Source organism: Leptothoe sp. LEGE 181152 (genome assembly GCF_032906605.1).
GTDB lineage: Bacteria > Cyanobacteriota > Cyanobacteriia > Phormidesmidales > Phormidesmidaceae > Leptothoe > Leptothoe turfae.
Map to the genome: position 1 here is coordinate 1 of NZ_JASATU010000053.1, position 18,752 is coordinate 18,752.

Annotated in this window: 24 protein-coding genes, 2 tRNA genes and 1 CRISPR repeat array; of the genes, 13 read left to right on the forward strand and 13 right to left on the reverse strand. The window is 50.1% G+C overall.

The features are described from left to right. Positions 1–151 precede the first annotated feature (151 nt). Positions 152–236, forward strand: a tRNA-Tyr gene (locus tag QGP82_RS25280). A gap of 12 nt (positions 237–248) precedes the next feature. Further along, a tRNA-Thr gene (locus QGP82_RS25285) sits at positions 249–320 on the forward strand. Positions 321–595: 275 nt separating this feature from the next. Here QGP82_RS25285 and QGP82_RS25290 read toward each other — a convergent pair. The 6 genes from QGP82_RS25290 to QGP82_RS25315 form a co-directional block, all read right to left on the reverse strand. Next, on the reverse strand, positions 596–976 hold the full coding sequence (locus QGP82_RS25290) for an ASCH domain-containing protein (protein WP_499061395.1): 381 nt from the start codon (positions 974–976) through the stop codon (positions 596–598). Between the two features lies 1 nt (position 977). Then, positions 978–1,376 carry an HNH endonuclease gene (locus tag QGP82_RS25295; protein ID WP_499061396.1) on the reverse strand — a complete coding sequence of 133 codons (399 nt, stop codon included), beginning with the start codon at positions 1,374–1,376 and terminating at the stop codon, positions 978–980. Between the two features lie 67 nt (positions 1,377–1,443). Further along, positions 1,444–1,980 (reverse strand): hypothetical protein, encoded by a 537-nt coding sequence (locus QGP82_RS25300; RefSeq protein ID WP_499061397.1) that lies wholly within the window; start codon positions 1,978–1,980, stop codon positions 1,444–1,446. 2 nt (positions 1,981–1,982) lie between these two features. Then, a complete protein-coding gene (locus tag QGP82_RS25305) occupies positions 1,983–2,912 on the reverse strand; it encodes a tyrosine-type recombinase/integrase (RefSeq protein WP_499061398.1) in 930 nt (309 codons plus the stop codon). Then, positions 2,890–6,582 carry a hypothetical protein gene (locus tag QGP82_RS25310; RefSeq protein WP_499061399.1) on the reverse strand — a complete coding sequence of 1,231 codons (3,693 nt, stop codon included), beginning with the start codon at positions 6,580–6,582 and terminating at the stop codon, positions 2,890–2,892. The genes QGP82_RS25305 and QGP82_RS25310 overlap by 23 nt, the downstream gene beginning before the upstream one ends. A 59-nt stretch (positions 6,583–6,641) precedes the next feature. Beyond that, on the reverse strand, positions 6,642–6,890 hold the full coding sequence (locus tag QGP82_RS25315) for a hypothetical protein (protein WP_499061400.1): 249 nt from the start codon (positions 6,888–6,890) through the stop codon (positions 6,642–6,644). Between the two features lie 433 nt (positions 6,891–7,323). On the opposite strand from QGP82_RS25315, the gene QGP82_RS25320 reads away from it, so the two are divergent. The 11 genes from QGP82_RS25320 to QGP82_RS25370 all read left to right on the forward strand — a co-directional run bounded on the left by QGP82_RS25320 (position 7,324) and on the right by QGP82_RS25370 (position 13,913). After that, positions 7,324–7,611 (forward strand): hypothetical protein, encoded by a 288-nt coding sequence (locus QGP82_RS25320; protein ID WP_006516741.1) that lies wholly within the window; start codon positions 7,324–7,326, stop codon positions 7,609–7,611. 95 nt (positions 7,612–7,706) lie between these two features. Then, complete coding sequence (locus QGP82_RS25325) at positions 7,707–7,991, forward strand: hypothetical protein (protein WP_499061401.1); 285 nt, start codon at positions 7,707–7,709, stop codon at positions 7,989–7,991. A 171-nt stretch (positions 7,992–8,162) separates the two neighbouring features. Then, complete coding sequence (locus QGP82_RS25330; protein WP_499061402.1) at positions 8,163–9,197, forward strand: ParM/StbA family protein; 1,035 nt, start codon at positions 8,163–8,165, stop codon at positions 9,195–9,197. After that, positions 9,194–9,403: a hypothetical protein gene (locus QGP82_RS25335; RefSeq protein WP_499061403.1), complete on the forward strand. Its 210-nt coding sequence runs from the start codon at positions 9,194–9,196 to the stop codon at positions 9,401–9,403. The genes QGP82_RS25330 and QGP82_RS25335 overlap by 4 nt, the downstream gene beginning before the upstream one ends. Before the next feature lie 6 nt (positions 9,404–9,409). Continuing rightward, a complete protein-coding gene (locus QGP82_RS25340) occupies positions 9,410–9,649 on the forward strand; it encodes a hypothetical protein (protein WP_490793266.1) in 240 nt (79 codons plus the stop codon). A 54-nt stretch (positions 9,650–9,703) separates the two neighbouring features. Then, on the forward strand, positions 9,704–9,847 hold the full coding sequence (locus QGP82_RS25345) for a hypothetical protein (protein WP_163698522.1): 144 nt from the start codon (positions 9,704–9,706) through the stop codon (positions 9,845–9,847). Between the two features lie 14 nt (positions 9,848–9,861). Further along, positions 9,862–10,395 (forward strand): hypothetical protein, encoded by a 534-nt coding sequence (locus QGP82_RS25350; protein WP_499061404.1) that lies wholly within the window; start codon positions 9,862–9,864, stop codon positions 10,393–10,395. A 40-nt stretch (positions 10,396–10,435) separates the two neighbouring features. Next, a complete protein-coding gene (locus QGP82_RS25355) occupies positions 10,436–10,969 on the forward strand; it encodes a hypothetical protein (RefSeq protein WP_490793268.1) in 534 nt (177 codons plus the stop codon). Positions 10,970–11,003: 34 nt separating this feature from the next. Next, positions 11,004–11,309 carry a hypothetical protein gene (locus QGP82_RS25360; RefSeq protein ID WP_163698527.1) on the forward strand — a complete coding sequence of 102 codons (306 nt, stop codon included), beginning with the start codon at positions 11,004–11,006 and terminating at the stop codon, positions 11,307–11,309. After that, entirely contained in the window at positions 11,291–13,435 is a 2,145-nt protein-coding gene (locus QGP82_RS25365; RefSeq protein WP_499061405.1) for a hypothetical protein, read from the forward strand. Before QGP82_RS25360 ends, QGP82_RS25365 begins: the two co-directional genes overlap by 19 nt. Positions 13,436–13,697: 262 nt before the next feature. After that, positions 13,698–13,913, forward strand: coding sequence for a hypothetical protein (locus tag QGP82_RS25370; RefSeq protein WP_163698531.1), 216 nt, complete (start codon positions 13,698–13,700; stop codon positions 13,911–13,913). A gap of 281 nt (positions 13,914–14,194) precedes the next feature. Further along, positions 14,195–14,741: a CRISPR direct-repeat array (repeat unit 35 nt; unit sequence GTTTCCGTCCCCTTTCGGGGTAATGGAATCTGAAC). A gap of 320 nt (positions 14,742–15,061) precedes the next feature. Here the strand turns inward: QGP82_RS25370 and QGP82_RS25375 are convergent. From QGP82_RS25375 to QGP82_RS25405, 7 genes are all read right to left on the reverse strand, one after another. Then, the gene (locus QGP82_RS25375) at positions 15,062–15,868 is read right to left on the reverse strand and encodes an FHA domain-containing protein (RefSeq protein WP_499061406.1); all 807 of its coding nucleotides are present in this window, start codon (positions 15,866–15,868) and stop codon (positions 15,062–15,064) included. After that, positions 15,837–16,058: a hypothetical protein gene (locus QGP82_RS25380; RefSeq protein WP_499061407.1), complete on the reverse strand. Its 222-nt coding sequence runs from the start codon at positions 16,056–16,058 to the stop codon at positions 15,837–15,839. The genes QGP82_RS25375 and QGP82_RS25380 overlap by 32 nt, the downstream gene beginning before the upstream one ends. Further along, complete coding sequence (locus tag QGP82_RS25385) at positions 16,031–16,663, reverse strand: hypothetical protein (protein WP_499061408.1); 633 nt, start codon at positions 16,661–16,663, stop codon at positions 16,031–16,033. Before QGP82_RS25385 ends, QGP82_RS25380 begins: the two co-directional genes overlap by 28 nt. After that, positions 16,644–17,081, reverse strand: coding sequence for a hypothetical protein (locus tag QGP82_RS25390; protein WP_163671282.1), 438 nt, complete (start codon positions 17,079–17,081; stop codon positions 16,644–16,646). Before QGP82_RS25390 ends, QGP82_RS25385 begins: the two co-directional genes overlap by 20 nt. Continuing rightward, a complete protein-coding gene (locus QGP82_RS25395) occupies positions 17,081–17,383 on the reverse strand; it encodes a hypothetical protein (RefSeq protein WP_499061409.1) in 303 nt (100 codons plus the stop codon). The genes QGP82_RS25390 and QGP82_RS25395 overlap by 1 nt, the downstream gene beginning before the upstream one ends. 6 nt (positions 17,384–17,389) lie before the next feature. Beyond that, the gene (locus QGP82_RS25400; RefSeq protein WP_499061410.1) at positions 17,390–17,731 is read right to left on the reverse strand and encodes a hypothetical protein; all 342 of its coding nucleotides are present in this window, start codon (positions 17,729–17,731) and stop codon (positions 17,390–17,392) included. Between the two features lie 67 nt (positions 17,732–17,798). Then, positions 17,799–18,752 (reverse strand): transposase (locus QGP82_RS25405; protein ID WP_499061411.1); only part of this gene is annotated, 954 nt, incomplete at its 5' end.

Consider the following 18,752-nt stretch of genomic DNA (forward strand, 5'->3'; position numbering starts at 1 on the left):
TATCGATTGCCTACATAAGCTTTTTAGTCGCATCTTGCTAGTAAGCTCATCAATGCTAGCTATAGCGCTTGAATGCACTGAAAATCCTCGTGTCGGCGGTTCAAGTCCGCCTCCTGGCATTGCCGGTCTAATTGCCGGTGTATGTGGTAGTGGGTCGTTGCCCGAGTGGTTAATGGGGGCGGACTGTAAATCCGCTGGCTACGCCTACGTTGGTTCGAATCCAACACGGCCCACCACATAGTCTTTTTGCCTTCATAGCTCAGCGGTAGAGCACTCCCTTGGTAAGGGAGAGGTCACGAGTTCAATTCTCGTTGAAGGCTTACGCTATATGGCTTTCAGGCGTTATGAATGAACCAGAAATAGTCGCTCCAGACACTGTGATCAGGCTCACTGATAACAGGAAGTTGCCTGACGTTGGTCAGACTTTTATAGGGCAGGATGCGTCTAAAGTGGCGGGCTCAGTGTTCAGTGATCGTAATAATCTGACGTCGTGGACCTCTGGGGTTTCTTGCAAAGTCTTGTCGCCTGGTGGCCAATGGATTCAGGGAAGGGTGAAGTTCGTCCTGCAATTCACGCCTACTGAACAACCGTCTGATCAAAATGGTGTCCAGTAGGGCTGCCAATCCCCCCAGGCAATTAGAACACCCTCAAACGGCATCCGATCTTTAAAGAAATCTGCCAGCTCATCAAATGAGCTAAACCCGTCTGCGATCGCAAACTGCTCCAGCTCGTTACCCACCAGAGGCGTGCCATCTATTACCACGTCCATACCATCAATGCTGGTGGGTAATGCCGCTCTGCATATGGGGTCTGGGTCAATCAGTTTGGAGCAACTCTTGGTACGCATCCCGGTGTAAATCTGAATGGGTTCCCCAGCGATCGCATGTCTGTTTTTTCGACGTGCTCGGATAGTCTGCTGTTTGGCCCCCGATCTAATGAGTGGAGCAAACTGCTGTTTAAAGTTGTAGGCCACCATCTCAACCAACCTCCAGGCTTAACTGGCCACACCTTTCAAGCTTCAGCTGCTTTTTGACAAACATGGATGACGGCTGCAAATCATACCGACAATGGCATGGAGCACAGAGCGCTTTGAGGTTGGTGAGATCGCAATTTTCGGGCCGGTGGTCAAGGTGGGCCACGGTCAATGTCCATCGCTGTGGGTGAGCCCTAACCTCAGATTCAGATACAGATATATCCTCTGGCCAGCCTGAGAACAGCTGGTTTATTGCATTAATACGAACCACAAATTCATCCACTGACTCGCCAGATTTTCGGCATATTTTTCCGCAGTCGTCGCATACCCATTTAGCCTCATTCTTAATGTTGAGTGCGATCTCATCCCAGTCGTCAGGATACAAACTCCTATCCATCGGCATGTTCAAAAGTCTCCACGTCATTGCAAGTGTTCAGATTGAGTTTCAAATTCAGGGGGTTATTTGAAACTCAAAAGGGTATGTCGTCATATGGAATGGATTCGTGGTTGCCATAAAAAAACAGCTGGTTGATGAGATACGCATCCCAGGGGGTTCCATAGATGTTGTGGCTTCGCAGGAAACAAGCCCAAAACTCTTCAGCATCTGCGCTCACTTCATACGGGCGGCCAATCATGAGGTTTCGCCATGCATGAAGTACCCATGGGAGCTTGTCCAGCACCCACCGCTCTATCATTTGCAGTCTAGTAATTTCGAGGACCTCAAGAGAATCTCTAAATGGGCATTCAAAATCACATTCCTCAGAGCCTGCTTTGAGACAGCCCACATATCCTTGACCCTGGCCACACTCATTTAGCCAATACTCGTAGTCGTCTTGCTCGCCCCACACATCATGGGGTTCATCGTCATAACAGCCCGCATATGGGTCAAAATATGGCCCGTTCTCGTCATAGTCGGTGTAGTCGTCCAGATCGTATTCGTCGTCATGGATGAATGGCTCTGATGAATGCTTTAAGACTTCTTCAGGGGTCTCGTTCGGATATCTCATAGCTAAAACTCCGGTACACTAACGATTCTGGACTGGCTGGCATAGCACCGTTGAATCATGGCCACGCTGGTTCGACATAAATAAGAGATGTCCTGTTCATCCATGCCTTTTTTGACCAGCTCGGTAATAAAGGTATGCCTGGCGTGGTATTCGCTGAAGTAGAAGGCCACCTTGCGATCTCGTACCAATTGTTCAACGGTGGGTCTCCAGTAGCGCGTCTGAAAGTTTTTGTAGTCGAAGGGGCCACCCTTGACCGATGGAATCAACCAGTGAGTACTAACGGTCTCTGGGGTGATGTCCTCCCTGTAATTTCGAGCCCACAGCTCTTCAAGCAATCGTTGCATCTGGGCATTGCAGGGAAACCGCGTAGAGCGATAGGTCTTGGTTGGCTGCTCGATCCGGGTGTCCACCGGCAGCGCCTTATTAATCAGAATCTCGCTGAAGTCGGAGGCCACATCTCCCCATTTGAGAGCGCTCGCTTCCTCTGGCCGACAGCCGGACAAGAACAGAAACTTGACCCAAAATGCATAGAACGGATGGTCACGCTCAAATGCATCAATGATCGCCGCGCGTTCCTTGGGCGTGAATGCGGTGTAATTATCCTCGGTTATCCGGCGACGCTTGCCCCAGTACCGAGTAAGCCCATCGAATGGGTTGACGGGCAGATCCCCCATGGCGACGGCAAACTTGCAGGCGGCGTTGAATTGTTGAATGGTTCGCCTGGCGGTTTCTAGTGAGAAGTTGTCCAACAGCCAGGCGCGGACATCGCGCGCATCATTGATCTCTGGTTTTTCTTTCATCATTTTGAGTATCCGTTTTTCAAACTTGGCGTAATCCCGAACCACGGTGCTAGGGGCGACGTAGGGGGTTTTGTATTCGACATAGGCAAGCCATAGGTACCAAAGCTCTCTAGGGGTTATCTGGCGATCCATCTCCCTCCTGTGGCGGCATCATTTGCAGCCCACAGAGGGCAAATACATCTGTGCGCCCGGTTTCTTGATTCCGGACCTTGACCCGCTTCTTATCAGCGGAGATAGCCAAAACTTTTGAGGGTCGTTGCAGTGCGTGCCACCCCTCACTCCCCATGTACGCCAACCGAATCTGATCATCGTCTTTGCACTGACGAGGAATAGACCCTTTCGGTAATTTGGTGCTGCCCTTTCGACACCAGGCCGTTGCCCCAGTTGGAATGATGATGTCCCCGACTTTTGGAATCAGTGGAGGCAGCAGTTTTTTACCCTTCCCTTGTGACAGTTGGTCGTTACATTTCTCAACAGGATTTTGAGGATCCAAAATTGCCGAGTCTCGCTGTGAGACGCTTGAGACTGCTTGTTTCTCTTTCTCTGTTTTTATTTCAGCGTTTGTGAGACAAGAGTTCGCACTTACGACAGGGTCCTCAAATGAAGGATCTTCGTGGGGAATATTTATAGGGACCCTTTCTGATGTCAACTGCGTCAACTGAGGTTCAAAATCACCCTCTATCCCTTTCTGGGTATGGGTTTGCCCAGTTGACATTTGAGTGTCAACCGAGGGGGGCTGTTGACAACTGGAATTCGTCAACTGAGATTTGGGGTATGTGACAGTTGCCGAATCACTCTGATCACCCTCTCCATTGTTCAGTTGACTATTTTTATCTCTGTTGACATTCAGTTGACATATAGGTGTCAACTGAGATTCTTTATGACTGGCAGGGATTTCAAGTTGATCAGCAGGGTCAGTTGACGCAGTTGACACCTTTTTAGGCCCTTCAAAATTTTCGACCTGTTCATCAATTTCGATGTAGTCGCGGATCAGCTCAATGGGAATAGAGATGCACCGCTGAATTCTCCACTTCGGATCATCGGTGGCTTTGCGGTCAAATGCCTTTGAGACGTCTTCGTTGCCATGGAACCGTTGCCGGTCATGCATATGGGCACCACGGGCTTTGAGTAGGTTCTTAAGAATCTGCTTGTTGTAAGCCAGCTTTGAATTCTTATCCACCACATCCCACACTTCGTTGAGACGGATGGATAGCGCTTTGACCACCTCCGAATTGTGCTCGGTGGTAAACCGCATATTCCAATCACCTAGCTTGGCTTGGGACCGGAACATGGATAGTCGTTCGATAAAGTCGCGTAAGCTGTCGGTGCTGGCATCGGCATCATTGGCCATGGTGCAAACCTTATCCCTCAGGTAGCTCAGCAGGTCAAATTGAGATCGCACGCCAGCCATATCCAGCACGGCATTGCCATAGTGAAGAATGATGGCCAGGTTACGAGCCATCCTGGAATGGGCATGGGGTAAATAGGGTGTTAATTCGTCTTCGCAGTGACCGATTGCATCCAGGTCTAGGCCTAACTTAATGACCAATGGCAGGGCACCACTGGCTTTGTCCATAGCCCGTTTCATCTTTGACCAGTCGTCTTTGCCACCACACTTGTCGTTGCAGTCAAACCAGAGCAGGATTAACCGGCTCATGGTTGCCGCATTGGTCTCACCGGCAGCGAAGTTAGACGCCACCATCAAGGCGGAATGAGGCTTTTGGGAATTGAACTTGCCAGCGTCCCCACCTCTGACGAGTCGGGGCTTGCCGTTATAGAGTCCTTTCAAAAACTCGTCTAGTTCAGGGTTGCGGTGTGGGTCATCCCAGCAATGCACCAGGCCGCCGATCAGCTTTAACCGCTCATAGGCAGCTGACATCGAAACGTCTTTGAGCATGCCACCGGCTTTATCGGTGTGCATCCCAGAGATAGACAATGCACAGGCCCCAGCTGTGGTTTTACCAGCGGTACCGTCACCAATTAGGTTAAGGATGGGAAAGCTACCAGTTTGCTCAATGAAGGACTGATAGTGAACAGCTGCCGCGCCATAACCGAGGGTTAGTAAGGCTGGGTAAATATTGACCGGTCCATAAAACCCGATCATTGACTCCACCAACTGACCCATTGCATCCGCTGAGGCGGGATTATATCGAGGCACCGGTAGGGTATCGGCCTGCCCAGTAATGCCATCATTCCAAATCCACCGGCTGTGATCTTCGCTGGTGGGTTCACCATTGGGCATGAGCTGATTGCTGGGGAATATCCAATAGCCATCAGATTGTTGGCCCACACGTTCAGCCAGGCGATAAAGTTTTCCACCACGGCTGTGATACTCATCCAGACGTACTCTCAACAGCGCTTTCATCTGGTGGTTATTCAACCGGCAGATGAGGGCACCGCCCAACGCTTTCTTTAAAGTGTCCTCAAACTTGCTGACGCTGGTGAAATCTAGACTTGGCAGAAATAAACGGTGCTGCTGATGGTCACCACTACGTTTCAACTGCAAAATGAAGCCCCCACCGTCTGAGCTAGCCACTTCTTTCTCTATTTGCAAGTCAAAATTAGTGAGCGGTCGAAAGACACTATAGTCATCGTCGCTGTCGTCATCTTTACGCCAGTAACCGAGTTCACCATCGACAGAATCTGGAGCCCCCCAACGCAGTCGCCGTTTAATGTTGTGCTCTGCCATCTGCGCCAGGTCGATGGCTTCATCAATGGCATTTTCTAGCCGAATGAGGAGTTCGTCCGTTGCGATCGCACTCTGCTCAATTACATCTTTGATGTCACCCCCATGGGGCATTTCTGACCAAATAGCTAGCGGATTCAGGACCACCGCTGCGATCGCTTCTTTGCGGCATTCCTTGGTTAAACCGGCTGAGAAAGTGGCTTCACCGGTTAGGTCAAAGTCAGGGTGTATGGCAATTAGAGGCTTCAGACCTGCATCTTTGGCCATGGCCACACTGCCCGATAGTCTGTCGGGGATATCGGCATAGCGGCTTTCACCACCCTGACACGTTGTTGCGGTGAGACCTAGCGACCGGTAAACCTCAACAGCCTGTTCACCGGCAACAATAAATAGAACCTCGCCACGGGTGATCGCTTCCTTGGCTTCGTTCTCTCTATACAATGGCCAGCTTCGTGGCCCGCGTCCCATGGCCCAGTTGCCAGCCTCTTCATTCCAAAACCACGGCCTAACTTCTTTGGTCTTGGTATATCCCTCAAACCAGGCCCTGCGATCGGTCCACTGACGACGGACCACCTTACCGATATTCTTCTCTGGGTTAAGCGGATCTGGATATAGATATTCAATCCGCTGTAGCTGGTCACCGGTAGCTGCATCCTCAACACAGGGCTTAGCATTCTTTTCTGGAAGTTCTAAAAATATCTGGGTACCCCCAGGTGTTGAGCACATCAGCGTCTTACGCTTTCGACGCTTAACCTCATGGATGCCTGGGGTGATGCCATCCGCAACGACGACTAGATCACCAGGGGCAATGGTGGGCTTGGGGGTGTCTAGTACCCATGAGGGTGATTTTTCAGAGAACTCCTTAGGCTGTAATCGGATCAGGTCAGGATATTTGCGGCTCCGTCTTCGTTTGGCTCCATCCCTAACAAACTTAGGCCGGTTGTCCTTGGCGAGTCCCTGATAGGTCCATCCGTTAGGAGGGCGATTTGCATCTGTCCATTGACAGAGCACCATGTCTGGCTTGCTCGGTTCACCACCAATCAGGAAGCAATACGACTCGCGACCACACAATGGACAGGCCGCACCCTTTCGTGCTTCCTGAGCTATCTTTGCCATAATATTTACAAGTTAAGATTTCCAGGGGCTGGCTGGCAGCCCCGCTCCACATCTCGGTACTAACTGTGAGGTTGGCTCGGTGAGTCAGCCTCTTTTTGCTGGTTGTTAATAAAGTCCGAAAACACTACACCCTCTGCCATGCCGGTGTAGATGCCACGCAGCTCATTAATCTGCTCGGGCGGTAGTCCCATTTTTTCGAACGACTCGATCGCAGTCCACATAAACCGCAGTACATAGAAGTGCTGCTGTTGATTAGCCGCAACCAGGCGTGCAACGAGCCAGGCCCAGTTAATACAGTTGCTACCCATTGGCATTGGATTGCCCTCCACGCATGAGATAGTCAACTTCCATTTCGTAGGCGTTGAGAATTTGCAACCTGGGTCGATAAAAGCCGACTTGAAATATGCAGCCATAGGGGGCATTGAGTTTCCTAATTTGGAGAGGCCAAACTATCCCGATCTGGGTGTCTCTCCAACAAGAATGATCATTTATGACACCCCATGCGTAAGTTCGTAGGTCATGGGTTAATTGATTTATTGATTGCCAGGACATGGGAGTTTACTTTCTTACTTGATTTGAAATGAGGCTTAATACGAAACACCTTCTATCACGCTTGTCAGGGTTGAGATAATTAACACGCGGAGTCAGGGCGTTAATCTTCCTCCGCGTGTCGTCTATCGGAGTTGATGTCGTAATATACGTCGTGAATATCGTCGTAAATTGCGACGTTAATGCTATGCTATGTCAAGAGGTGAGTTTCAGCAAGGAGAGAATGTGATCGCTCAATTTGTTCGAGTTCTTGGTATTTCTCAAAGCAAACTGGCTCGTGAGTGGGGGTGTACCAAGGACAAAGTCAATCGAGCTGCCAATGGATTCGAGCCGACTTTTACTACGGAGGAAATTCAAAATATTGAGGGTTGGTTGCGATCCAGGTTTGGAAAAGGCTGGCTTGATCTACCTCGATCGTTTCAGTCTGAAGAGCCCATAGCGTTTCTTCAAGAACTTGAAACAAAAAGCGCTGAGGAGTAAGGTCCTCAGCGCAGTTTAGAAAATCAGTTAATAGCCCTGGGCCTCAGTTTGGACGACGTAGCCCAGGGCCATGTCCCTAAAGGAGAGACCTTTTTATGGTACCTAACGAATCCAAAAAAATAAGCCCATACGAGCTATTTCAAGAGTTTTCAACACTAACAACTGAAAGTCAGCAGCTGAGAGAGCGGCTGGAAACAATCAAAAGACTAAAGTTGTCTATAGGTGTCCAGCTGTTTGAGTTATGCAGTGGCTCTGAGGCCTCCATAACTGATGAAGGTGTCGTCGAAGTAGACGGGCAGCTGTACTATTACACGATTTGTCTTGAAAACGGTTCAGTCGATGAGTTTCGAACCGTCAGCTATGTAAAACAGAGCGCCTGAAACTACCCCCCTGTGCAATGGAGTTGCCCAGGGGCTTTCTTGTGCCCTACTGCGTGGCAAATCTGTCTAAATCTGCCACATCTGTTTCATTCAGTCAGTCCATGCAACGACTGAAAAACCGGACTAATTGAACTCAATCCCTTACGCATCAACCCATAGAGGTTCAAATATATGACTACTCAAGTATTGGCAAATCTGCCCGTCTCTGCCACATCTGACGCTACCAGCCCCATGGTTCAACCGGCTGGTGTAGACATTGGCAATGGGGCTTTAAAGCTGGTGACGGGACTGGGAGAATACCGCCTCGATAGCTATGTGACCTATCTAACTGAGCGTCTGAGCATGGGTCAAACCCAAGGCTATGTGGAGTATCTCCAGGGTGATCGCGCTGACCTGGTCGGCAAGCAATGGATCGGTGGCATCAATGCTTACTACCATGCGCCACGGGCATTAGCACGGGTAACGGATGACAAAACCGGCAAGATTGACCTGGGTTTACAACTGTTACTGAGTGCGCTTTCTCTGATGCCGTTTCGCTCAGAATGGAGTCTCTCTATTACGGCATCGGTCCATGATGGCGCGACTCTCGGCAAGGGCTTAAAAACAGCTCTCGAAGGACAACATCATGTGATGGTTAACAACAAACTATCCGTGATTTCTGTTGTTGTTAATGGCGTGCTAGAGGAAGGAACTGGAGCGGTTTTGGCCTATCAACGACACTCTGATTTCACGAATGCTTTAGTCTATGACTTAGGCAATGGCACGTTGATTGTTAGCTCGTTTAATGGTCTGGTCATGACCGATAGAAGCTATAGCCAAAACGGGGGTGTTGAGAGTCTCATTGATGCGGTTGCAACAAACCCATTGGTGCGACAACACCTCAAGAGAGAAGGAGATCGCCACCTGATTAGAGCCGGTATTGAGAGCACCCACTTCACCTACGGCACGCAGTATCCAAACTGGAAATTTACCGAAGCCTACAAACAGGAATTACCCCAGTGGGTTAACCGGGTGCTTAAGCCCATGGTCAGACCGACAGAAGATCGTATGGCGTCAGCGACAGCCTTGATCGCGATTGGTGGTGGTGCCTGTCTGCCTGGCATCAAAGGTCTATTAGCAAAGCGCAATATTCAGGTGCTGAGCGATCCACAGTGGGCCAATTCCCGTGGCCTTTATGCCTATGCCATCCGTAAGGTCAACGCATGAGAATCACGATAGATAAAGGGTTTCAGCCGTTGATACGTGAGGTGATGGCGCAAATCCACACCGACGATCCACGGCTGGCGCTCAACCACATCATTAGCACCTGGGCCGCCAGTCAGCACGCCAATCATCAACCGGCTGCGTCACTGCCCCAGGCCCAGGCCGCTGAGCCCAAAGACGAATTTTCACAACTCACCGATTGGAGTTAGCATCTGATGCTCAAACACCATCTGACCCGCCTGTCTGGATTAGATCCAGACCGTAAAGCCTTTGACCCTGAAACCCTGGAACTGCTGACCTATTGCGGGCGTTATACGGCCCCGCTGGATGGACAGCAACTCAACCTAACCGCTACGCCCAGTGAGACAACCTGTGGCGCATGCAAACGGACCAAAGACTTTAAGCACCTGATCTCCGTCTATGGCAATAACGGCCTAGGTAGACGAAATCTGTAGTCATTCCCACAAACCATCAGCGTTCACGCCCTATCAACCAGGAACCGATTCATCATGCCTTGGAAAATCATTTTAATGCTGATTTTGTGCCTGCTGTCTGGTTCGGCAGGCTGGAAATTGAGAGACACGGCTCAGCCAGTGGTAACGGCCTATACCTGTTCGACTGGTTTTTTTGATGCCCTCACGTTCTGGAACTAACGGAGGTGAGAGCCATGAGCGATGATCCATTGACTTGGTTATGTACCGAGCCAGATGTGCACCCCCCGGCTGAGCCACCACCGACTGACGATTTAAGTCTTGCTGAGAAACTTGGCATTCTCAACAAAACCGTTGAGCGTCATGGCGTTGGTCTTAGCACTCTCAGGACGGCGGTTGCCGACCTTGAGGAGACTCACGGCATCCATTCAACCGAGATAAAACGCGCGCTCGCCACGATTCGTAAACAGTTAACCGTACTGGAACAAGGCGAAAAGCTGACTCAGAAAGACTTAGACCTCATTAAAGGAACCGTGACTCACTTGGGTGATCTGTCCGAGCTGAACCATAGCTATATCGAGCGGCTAACCGCTGACCACCATCAGCAAGCCCGTGACCTGTCGAGACTGAAACAATTTCGATTGACGTTAACGCACCTGGTCTTATTAATCCTGGCGGGTGCATTTGCCATATCCACCATCCACAACCATTATCGGTCCCTGCCGTTGCGGGATTTCTATCTAGAAAACCGAGACTACATACGGCGCTAAGCGTCGCCCCCCTTGATGTTTACCTTACCTATATCGAACGATGGCTTTTAACCTGACCGGCAATCTTGAACGAACTTTAAACGCCAAAACGGGACTGACCAACGAACGGATCAACCCCAGCAACCTAGAACGGCTTGACTTCACGGACGTTGCCAAACTTCCTGGCAACTTTCTAACGGACTGTGGCACAGAAGCATCGGCGGATCAGTTTATTGACCACATCACCGCAGAGTCAGAGCAACTATCCCAGGCAACACGAGCGATTGATGCCGCTAATCACTATATCGATTGCCAACAAAAGTACCAGACGGCTCTCAAGAGCTTACGCGAGAAAGTAGCGAAGCTTGAAATCACCATTGAGGAAGCGTTTGCACAATGGCAAACACTGAAGCATCAGCTCAATCTAGCCAGAAAGCAAGCGGGTTTAAAGCATGCGTCTGACGTGGAGAACGCCAATATTGCCTATGCCAAGTTTGATCGTGGCCTCCGCGAGAAATTGCACACAGCCACGGATATCAGCCGAAACGGAATTCACCAGGGCTCACATTTAGAGCACCAATTTGTCCAGAACTAGCCGTTTATCAGGGGGCAATTGCCCCCTTAGGACCGTGAAACTCAACCATCACTTAGGAGCCCAGCTCACCCAGTACCTCCTGATCGCCTGTGCCTCCTCAGCCATTGTCCAGCTGTCGGCCCTATGGCCCCCGTTGAAATTTTCGCTTCTCGCGGTGGGTGTGGCCGCTTTTTTCGTCGTTGTGAGCCTGCTAAGCCTACAGCTCAATGGCATTACACGGGGCCATCCATGGGCTAAACGCCTCACGTTTGAAGCAAGCAGTGTTGGAATTTTGCAGTTTATCGCGTTTGTCAGCGCCATCACGTTAGGAGGCATCGTCACATGGATAGCCATTTTCTAGACACGGATCTCCTGTCCCCTGCCGTTAGGCGTCGGTTAATACAAGGGTCAGGTCAGTTACTCAAAGGTGCCTGGGTCGCAGCGCCTAAACGCGCACTCTGTCTTTACGGCATGGCCATCCTGGGGGCCTTTCTCGTGTTTGCCCCAGTAGAGCGACGGTTTTACTCAGACCAAGGGTTGAACTATCGTTGGCCGCCAGCCTTGGGCCTCATGATGTCCGCCACCGGCCTCACCCTCATTGGGATGGCCCATGCCGGACTGGATGAATTCCAACGCGAGTTAGATGAAGCCGAAGAAGAGCGTCAATTCACCCGGAGTTTACAGAAACAGGCGTTTCAGGATTCAGAAACCAGTCGTGTTTACACAGCTGTCAGTGAAGTGAAGCTGCAAAATAATGCACCGCTGCCGGACCATATGAAGGAACCCGGTCTGGTCCCCGCTAAAACCTCACAAGAGGAGCTCGCAGAATTCAAAGCCTTGATGGGCATCACCCAGGATTCACCGGAGGCGACCACCACTGAAACAACCAAAGACCTGAAATTCTCCACCCGTAAAAATGCCACGACCAAGGCATCAGAGCGCTGTGTCGACCTGACGGGTAAGCGTCGGTATTGTGGCTTAAAAATAGAAAATCCTATTCCCCGGTTCCTTGCAGATGACAGAGGCCTACTGGGGTTAGGGACCACTGGGGTGGGTAAATCAGCGTTTTTAGAGGCCATTGTGAGCCATGCCTATCAAGTGGATGAGTCCACTGACTTTGTGGCAATCGCTCACAAATCGGGCAACTCGGCCCGTGGTGAAACGCTATCCATGGCCGGTCTGGAGGACACTCACGATATGTATGTGGTCACCCGCACGATGCAGGGTCAGACGTTAGTGGATGCCGCAACGCGGCTACGGCTGCGGACCAATGCCATCGAAAACCTGTTAGAAACCGGCTCTTTGGTTCCATCCTTTGTGCTGATCGATGAGTCGAACGAAGGCACAAAAGCGATCTCAAAAGCCGCCCGTATCTATGCTGAACTTGAAACCGGGGGGCCACCCAAAAAGTCAGATATCCCCGACTGGCAAGAGGCGTACAGTGACTTTATTGAAACGCTGATTGTGGATGGGCGTAGCAAAGGCGTTCGCGGTGTGGTGTTCGGTCACTTGAGCACCAATAAATCAGGTGTGGATAAAGAAGTTCGCAATCAAAACTATGTGATTGCATTGGGACGTAATGGCATCTATGGGGCCATTGAGAGCTTACTGAGTGATGCCCGATATATTGCGCTCAAAGATACCCGAGCGGCCCTCAAGCAGGATTTTACGGCCTATCTGGAGCAGCATAACGCCAATAAAGCCCCCGTCAATGTCGTACTGGCCCTGACGAACATTGGGGGCCAGTGGCGTTTAATTGTGCTGCCTCAACGCTGGGACATCCAACCGATTAAACCGAGCGTGGTGAATCCTGCCCTGGATACACCCTATGGATTTGAAGCACCCGCTCAATCAGTCCCGGAGACCCCGACCGAGCATCTACCCATTGATGCCACCCAACAAAAAGACCCGCTTGCCTGCTATAGCCCCAGACAACGACGATTAGCCAATGAGTTTTTGGTGTGGTACGAGTCGAAGCGGAGCATTCTGGACGATGGAACGGGGTTGCTAGACTTGCGCATTCCTGTTCAATGCTGGGACCCCGTGAAAAGCCTCAGTGAACTTGAAATGGTTCTAGAAGTGCTGCACATCCAAGGCTATGGTGACTTTTTCTACGATTCAGTGGATAAAGCCTTGCTCTGGAAGTTCTACCCACGCAACAGTCGAGGGAAGTTAGTGGCCAGGCCCCCTGAAGAACCGGGTCAGGCTAACCAAGCTGAACCATCAAAGCTGGATATTCCAGAGGGCATTAGCCTGGATGCCTTTCGCTATTGCGTTAAGAAATTATTTGAGCTTCAAGTCGGTTCAATTCATACTGTTTCATCGTTTTTTAGATTCGCTAGTTCCCTCAGAAAGAACCATGATTTAAACATTGAGCAGGTGCACCAAATGCTATTAAGTAAGTCTCTAAAACGGGTGATCAAAATAGAGACTGGCAGCTATCACAGCAAGCTCACATTTCAGGTTTTGTGGACCCCTGAGCTGTAAAAGCTATCCCCCTATATTGGGCGGAATAACAACGTATTTCTTCAAAGTCCACAGGTCCACAAAAACGCTAAAACAATTGCTGTATATAGTGTGGACCGGTCCACAAAACAATGTTCATTGTGGTGTACGTCCACAACGCTGTGGACCCTAATCCACTGTTAAGTCCACAGTGATATCCACCGCAAGTCCACACGGTGTTTTCTCAATTTTTTAGAGGGATTTATATCGCACTCTACTTGTCATTAGCAACGGATAAATGCACATGAAAAGAAAGAAAGTTGAACTTGATATTGGTCGGGATTGCGATGGCGGTCACTCCATGCCCATGAGCTTAGAATTAATTGAAGAGCCGTTAACAAATGACGTGTTTATCGTCATTGATACGTCTCCACAGTTTGAGAATCCTGTGATGGGTGATCGGGTGGCAGTCGATGCTAAAGAGCTGAAGGCAGCGATAAAAAAGTTACTGCCTGACTAACCGGCGTCAGTGTGCCATTAGCCGGTATGTGCCAGTTGGCCAAACACGACGGGCTACTTTTGGACTGGATCAGCCGATAAGCCGGATGTGCCAGTGACGCTAGCATGGGCATTCTAAGGATGTACGACTTTCCTTGAATTAGAAGGCCAAAGCCCTGTCCCGTAAAGGTCAGGGCTATTTTTTTGAAATTGATTAGTTGCTGTCCATCGCAGCGGACCAAGTAACTAAACACCAGTGAGATATCTACATACCCTCACGTCAGTCTGGGGCAAATTCTAGTCATTTCTGTCCCCTTTCGGGGTAATGGAATTGGCAACTGATCTACATTGCCGTAATTGAAACCTAAGAACGTCGTCGCGTTTCCGTCCCCTTTCGGGGTAATGGAATCTGAACTTGGGGCAGGGCAATATTTTGCCATAAGAGAGCCTGTTTCCGTCCCCTTTCGGGGTAATGGAATCTGAACTCAATGGCCCGTTTTGGGTTGGTGACTCCGCTGGTCAGGCGTTTCCGTCCCCTTTCGGGGTAATGGAATCTGAACTGTTGACAACCGCGTCGACAACCGTGATTATCGCGAGTTTCCGTCCCCTTTCGGGGTAATGGAATCTGAACGAGCCATTCACGATGAACCTGCAGGAGCACGGCTTGAGTTTCCGTCCCCTTTCGGGGTAATGGAATCTGAACCAGTACTATGTTGACACCGCGCTCTATAATCGCGCTAAAGTTTCCGTCCCCTTTCGGGGTAATGGAATCTGAACATTTCATCTTCGGAATGTTTGTTGGCTGCGGGATAATGGTTTCCGTCCCCTTTCGGGGTAATGGAATCTGAACCCCTACCTTTTGAAACTATTGTGGTTAGGGCTTTCCAGATACCTAAATCTGAGGGGGGCAAAACTGACCCTACACAATCGAAAATGACTCCCAATAAGACCCTGTGAAAAACGTTTGAATGTCCCTCACAGTAATCAATCTGAGGGGGTCAACGGAAGAATTAGGTTTTCAAGGTTCGTCTGACCCCCTCAGATTAGCATCAGGATATTTAAATCCTAACCCCTCTGATGAATTTTTAATATTTTGAGTTCACTCTCTAAGAGCCGTGTGGGTCGGCTATCTGGGCTCCTTTGGTCTGTCGTCGACCACCTCCAGTCAGATTAACTCTGGGATGTTTTTTCATGATTGAAGCCTGCGATCGCGCTGACAATGCCAATAATGGACAGCACGGTCTTGCAAATCAGCTCCAGCGTATCGGAATCACCGAACAGCAATAGCGAGGTAGCGCCCAACACCACGATAGCCAGGCCCAATAACCATCGGTTCTGCTGCTTCAACCGTGAGTCTTGGCGCAGATTTTTGGCTTTCACAGTTCTGAGTTCCGTTTTTATCGTAATGACCTCTTTCTGTAGCGAGAGCGCTGTATCTTGGGTGGCTCCCTGCTGAATCGTCAACTGATCAACTTGCGTCGTCAGGGTCGCTATTTGTTCGTCAGAGTCCTTTAACTCCGCTTTCAAACTATCCACATCTTCAAGGCCCAGGGTGGGATAGTCAGTGCTCGGTTCAGTGACAGGCCACTTCAGGAGTAGCCCATAGTCCCCTGTCCTGGGCACTAGCGCATATTCACAGCCTTCATAGATCCGTACGGGCCGATTCAATTGCACGCCATTGCGCCAGAGGCCGTTTCGACTCGGTTGGTCGCCCCCATCTTTGAGCATGATTTGGTCCCCCTCGCGGTAAACCGTGGCATGGATACGAGAAATGGAGCGCACAAAGACGAGTCGTGGATCCATGCCAACAGCCACTGGGTAGGTTGCCTGGTCCCATCGCCCAATGGTGGCCGGTAGTCGGGCCAAATTGATCGTGTGTCTAATGGGCGTCTCTCGCCCTGGCCTGTACTCAAGGATTTGTAGCATTGCCATGTGCCACTTGAGCTTAATCGTCTGGCTGTAAACAGGAGCCAGCATAAAAAACCGTGTGGTCAGTGAGGTTTTTTATTTCCAGAAATCCATCACGAATTGAAATCTCAACCGCCTGATTGTTAAGGCTAATCAGGAGCGCTTGCAGCTGTTGGCAAGGCAAGGTTGCATTCCCCATCGGGGCAATCTGCCCAGGGGGAAGGCTGCCGATCATCGCTTCTGTATGTGACACCAGCATTCCCACCAGCTCAGCCGTTTATCCTGATTCGAATCTGCGTACTCAACCCCAACGCTAATGGTGATCGGGGCAGAGACAAAAAAGACGGCTCGGCCAATGGATTCGCGGATTTTGCCGGGTTCTTTACCCGGTTCAGCCACGCCCACCGAGCTTTTATTCAGTGGTTCCAAGGTGGTGCTATCCAAGATGCCGATAACGGCATAGCCTTCCATGGTGGAAAAATGGATTCGATACCAAATATCGAAGGTGCCAATCGGCAATGTGATGTCCTTGCCATCGGGCGACAGCGAGATGTCGTTACCAATTCGATAGCAAACATCATTAGCGGCTCTCGGGGTCGTCGTCCACGGTATTTTTCGATTGGTCTCTTTCGTCGAGATAAATAAATCGCTCGCCTGCTCAGGCACCGTCAAGTACAGCTCTTGCGGGTTTGTGGCCTGCTTGAGCAGCATCGGCGTCCCATCTGGCCGACCGATATAAACAGCACCTTCGCCATTATTGGCATCAGGGCATTGCACAACTTCCCCATATTTGATGGAGCTAGGAGCCTCCACACCCTCCACACGTCGCGCTAGGAGCACAACATCAAACTTCTTGTCCGCCATCGTAGATTAGGTCAGGGGTTGAAGGATTGTTCTCACCCACACCCGGATCGACAAATATTGCGGGTGGGGTATTGCCAATCCATTCGTAGATTCGAATTCGCCAGTTAGCATCTGCTTGCCATTGTCCCCATAGGTTGACTTTCAAACGAATTGAGTAAACATTCCAGCCTGAAGCCTCCAAGTGGTTGGGGATGGAAGGATTAAACAAGCGTGGATCTCGATACGGATAAAACCGTCTGAAGCCGTATAAGGAACCATCTGGAAACTGCTGAACGACGGTGATATAAGCCCGACCGGGGAATGCCCCAGCATAGGACCAGTCTTGTTCTATCTTCAGGGTGGGCTCACCAACAATGGGTGGTCCCAGAGTGAGCCATTCAAACTGAGGTTCTACCTCTTGCAGTAGTTGCCAGCTCATCAACCTATATGTGCGGGCAACAGTACCCCGCTTTCGTTAGTAATGTAAGCAGCACCACCACTGTAAATAAACTGATTGACCGAGTTTTCTACAGCCTCGACATAGCCAGCCGCATCTAAGCCATGCTCTTCGATGCAGTCCAACACGGCATCCACGTATTCGTTTCCATCTAGCCAGTTTTGGATCAGCTCCTGTCGTACTGCAAGTTGTTCAATGGCTCGACGCTGATCACTTTCCCCGTGCTCAGGGTTCATATCAAGCCACGTCATAAACGGATCGAGGATGTCGTGTTTTGGCTTCATGGGGGTCTACCGATATCTCCGACGCTCGCGAGTTAGGGAGACTCGATTGAGCCCGAAACCTGCATTCGTAGTTAGAATCTGAGACTTGATAGCTGCAAATACATCGTGCATATCATCGTCTTCAGCTGCTCTACCAAACGCGCAGCTATCGCGGTTTACGTTCTCATAGGCACCGTATAACTGATTGGTAATCGCTGATCGCTTAGGGACCAAAACTTTGTCTGTAGCGCGGTTCCAAACCACACGAGCAGGGCTAAAGCCATTAATCGGAAAGATAGTACTTGACCCAATAGCATCAGTAACAGCCGCTCCACTTGCAGCGTTCACATTGGCTGCTTGCTGATTCACACAACTTCGGGCTCTTGGCGACTTTTGGTGATCGCGCTACCCTAGCCTGAACCATCGCCCCAGAAGACTATCTGTTTGTTAAAATTAGTCGCTTAGCCAATAGGTCTAGCTCTGCCCGTCCAAACATTTGTCGTTTCAGCATTTTTAATCGATTATTTTGGCCTTCAACGGGGCCATTGCTAACCTCTAATGTAACGCCAGCTTTGACCGCATCATAATCTTCGTCCAATCCTTTGGCAAAGCTCTGAAATGCTTTCACTGTAGTATTCTTAGCTTTTTCTAACCAGTTATCTAACTGTGCAGGAAGTCGCTGTCGGACAAGGCTGATAAAGTCCTGAGTGAGCCTTATGAGCTCCAATAGTTCAGATCGTTGACTAAGGCGTTCCAAGAGCGTTTTTTGTTTATCTGTCAACGTGTCCGGTTTCTGGAGAACTAACCAAGCCGCTCGCCGAGCACTTAACGGTTTCTGGGACTTGATGGTGACCTTTGGGGCCGGACCTCGACCAGGCAAGTCCTTTAATGAGTCAGGGTTGGGGCTTAGCTGAGCTTGAGCTGACCGTAGCGTATGGGTATAGCGTGCAAGAGTTTCGTAGGTCCCTGAATAGCCCTTTTCTTGAATTGCCTTAAAGAGCTGTTTGGTGTGCTGACGTCCTTGGTTCCATTGATCGATGAGATATGACGTGTAGGGGTCTAAAATACTCCTGCGTTTTCGGCTGGATGGCTGCCATTCCGGAAACGTCTCATGCGATAGATAGGTATACACCGTACGCTCACCCATCCCTAGATGATAGGCAATATCTTTGACCTTGTATCCTTGCTTCCGTAAGCTGTGGACCTGCTCATAGTTTTCGAGGCGTTCAGCTCGCTTTTGGGCCGTTTTCTGTTGTTGGGCTGTTTGGGGAGTTGAATCCTGTGATGTCGAAACTTCAGACACCGTAGCTCCTTCGGATTGAAGCTGTTCTTGTTCAATCTGTTTGAGGATTTTTGAGTGACTCTTCAGAGCCTTTTCTAGAGTCTCTTC

Excerpts from the sequence above, each read along its gene's own strand:
- QGP82_RS25290 (WP_499061395.1), bottom strand. The coding sequence starts at position 976 with ATGGTGGCCTACAACTTTAAACAGCAGTTTGCTCCACTCATTAGATCG.
- QGP82_RS25295 (WP_499061396.1), bottom strand. The coding sequence starts at position 1,376 with ATGCCGATGGATAGGAGTTTGTATCCTGACGACTGGGATGAGATCGCA.
- QGP82_RS25300 (WP_499061397.1), bottom strand. The coding sequence starts at position 1,980 with ATGAGATATCCGAACGAGACCCCTGAAGAAGTCTTAAAGCATTCATCA.
- QGP82_RS25305 (WP_499061398.1), bottom strand. The coding sequence starts at position 2,912 with ATGGATCGCCAGATAACCCCTAGAGAGCTTTGGTACCTATGGCTTGCC.
- QGP82_RS25310 (WP_499061399.1), bottom strand. The coding sequence starts at position 6,582 with ATGGCAAAGATAGCTCAGGAAGCACGAAAGGGTGCGGCCTGTCCATTG.
- QGP82_RS25315 (WP_499061400.1), bottom strand. The coding sequence starts at position 6,890 with ATGGGTAGCAACTGTATTAACTGGGCCTGGCTCGTTGCACGCCTGGTT.
- QGP82_RS25320 (WP_006516741.1), top strand. The coding sequence starts at position 7,324 with ATGTCAAGAGGTGAGTTTCAGCAAGGAGAGAATGTGATCGCTCAATTT.
- QGP82_RS25325 (WP_499061401.1), top strand. The coding sequence starts at position 7,707 with ATGGTACCTAACGAATCCAAAAAAATAAGCCCATACGAGCTATTTCAA.
- QGP82_RS25330 (WP_499061402.1), top strand. The coding sequence starts at position 8,163 with ATGACTACTCAAGTATTGGCAAATCTGCCCGTCTCTGCCACATCTGAC.
- QGP82_RS25335 (WP_499061403.1), top strand. The coding sequence starts at position 9,194 with ATGAGAATCACGATAGATAAAGGGTTTCAGCCGTTGATACGTGAGGTG.
- QGP82_RS25340 (WP_490793266.1), top strand. The coding sequence starts at position 9,410 with ATGCTCAAACACCATCTGACCCGCCTGTCTGGATTAGATCCAGACCGT.
- QGP82_RS25345 (WP_163698522.1), top strand. The coding sequence starts at position 9,704 with ATGCCTTGGAAAATCATTTTAATGCTGATTTTGTGCCTGCTGTCTGGT.
- QGP82_RS25350 (WP_499061404.1), top strand. The coding sequence starts at position 9,862 with ATGAGCGATGATCCATTGACTTGGTTATGTACCGAGCCAGATGTGCAC.
- QGP82_RS25355 (WP_490793268.1), top strand. The coding sequence starts at position 10,436 with ATGGCTTTTAACCTGACCGGCAATCTTGAACGAACTTTAAACGCCAAA.
- QGP82_RS25365 (WP_499061405.1), top strand. The coding sequence starts at position 11,291 with ATGGATAGCCATTTTCTAGACACGGATCTCCTGTCCCCTGCCGTTAGG.
- QGP82_RS25370 (WP_163698531.1), top strand. The coding sequence starts at position 13,698 with ATGAAAAGAAAGAAAGTTGAACTTGATATTGGTCGGGATTGCGATGGC.
- QGP82_RS25375 (WP_499061406.1), bottom strand. The coding sequence starts at position 15,868 with ATGCTGGCTCCTGTTTACAGCCAGACGATTAAGCTCAAGTGGCACATG.
- QGP82_RS25380 (WP_499061407.1), bottom strand. The coding sequence starts at position 16,058 with ATGCTGGTGTCACATACAGAAGCGATGATCGGCAGCCTTCCCCCTGGG.
- QGP82_RS25385 (WP_499061408.1), bottom strand. The coding sequence starts at position 16,663 with ATGGCGGACAAGAAGTTTGATGTTGTGCTCCTAGCGCGACGTGTGGAG.
- QGP82_RS25390 (WP_163671282.1), bottom strand. The coding sequence starts at position 17,081 with ATGAGCTGGCAACTACTGCAAGAGGTAGAACCTCAGTTTGAATGGCTC.
- QGP82_RS25395 (WP_499061409.1), bottom strand. The coding sequence starts at position 17,383 with ATGAAGCCAAAACACGACATCCTCGATCCGTTTATGACGTGGCTTGAT.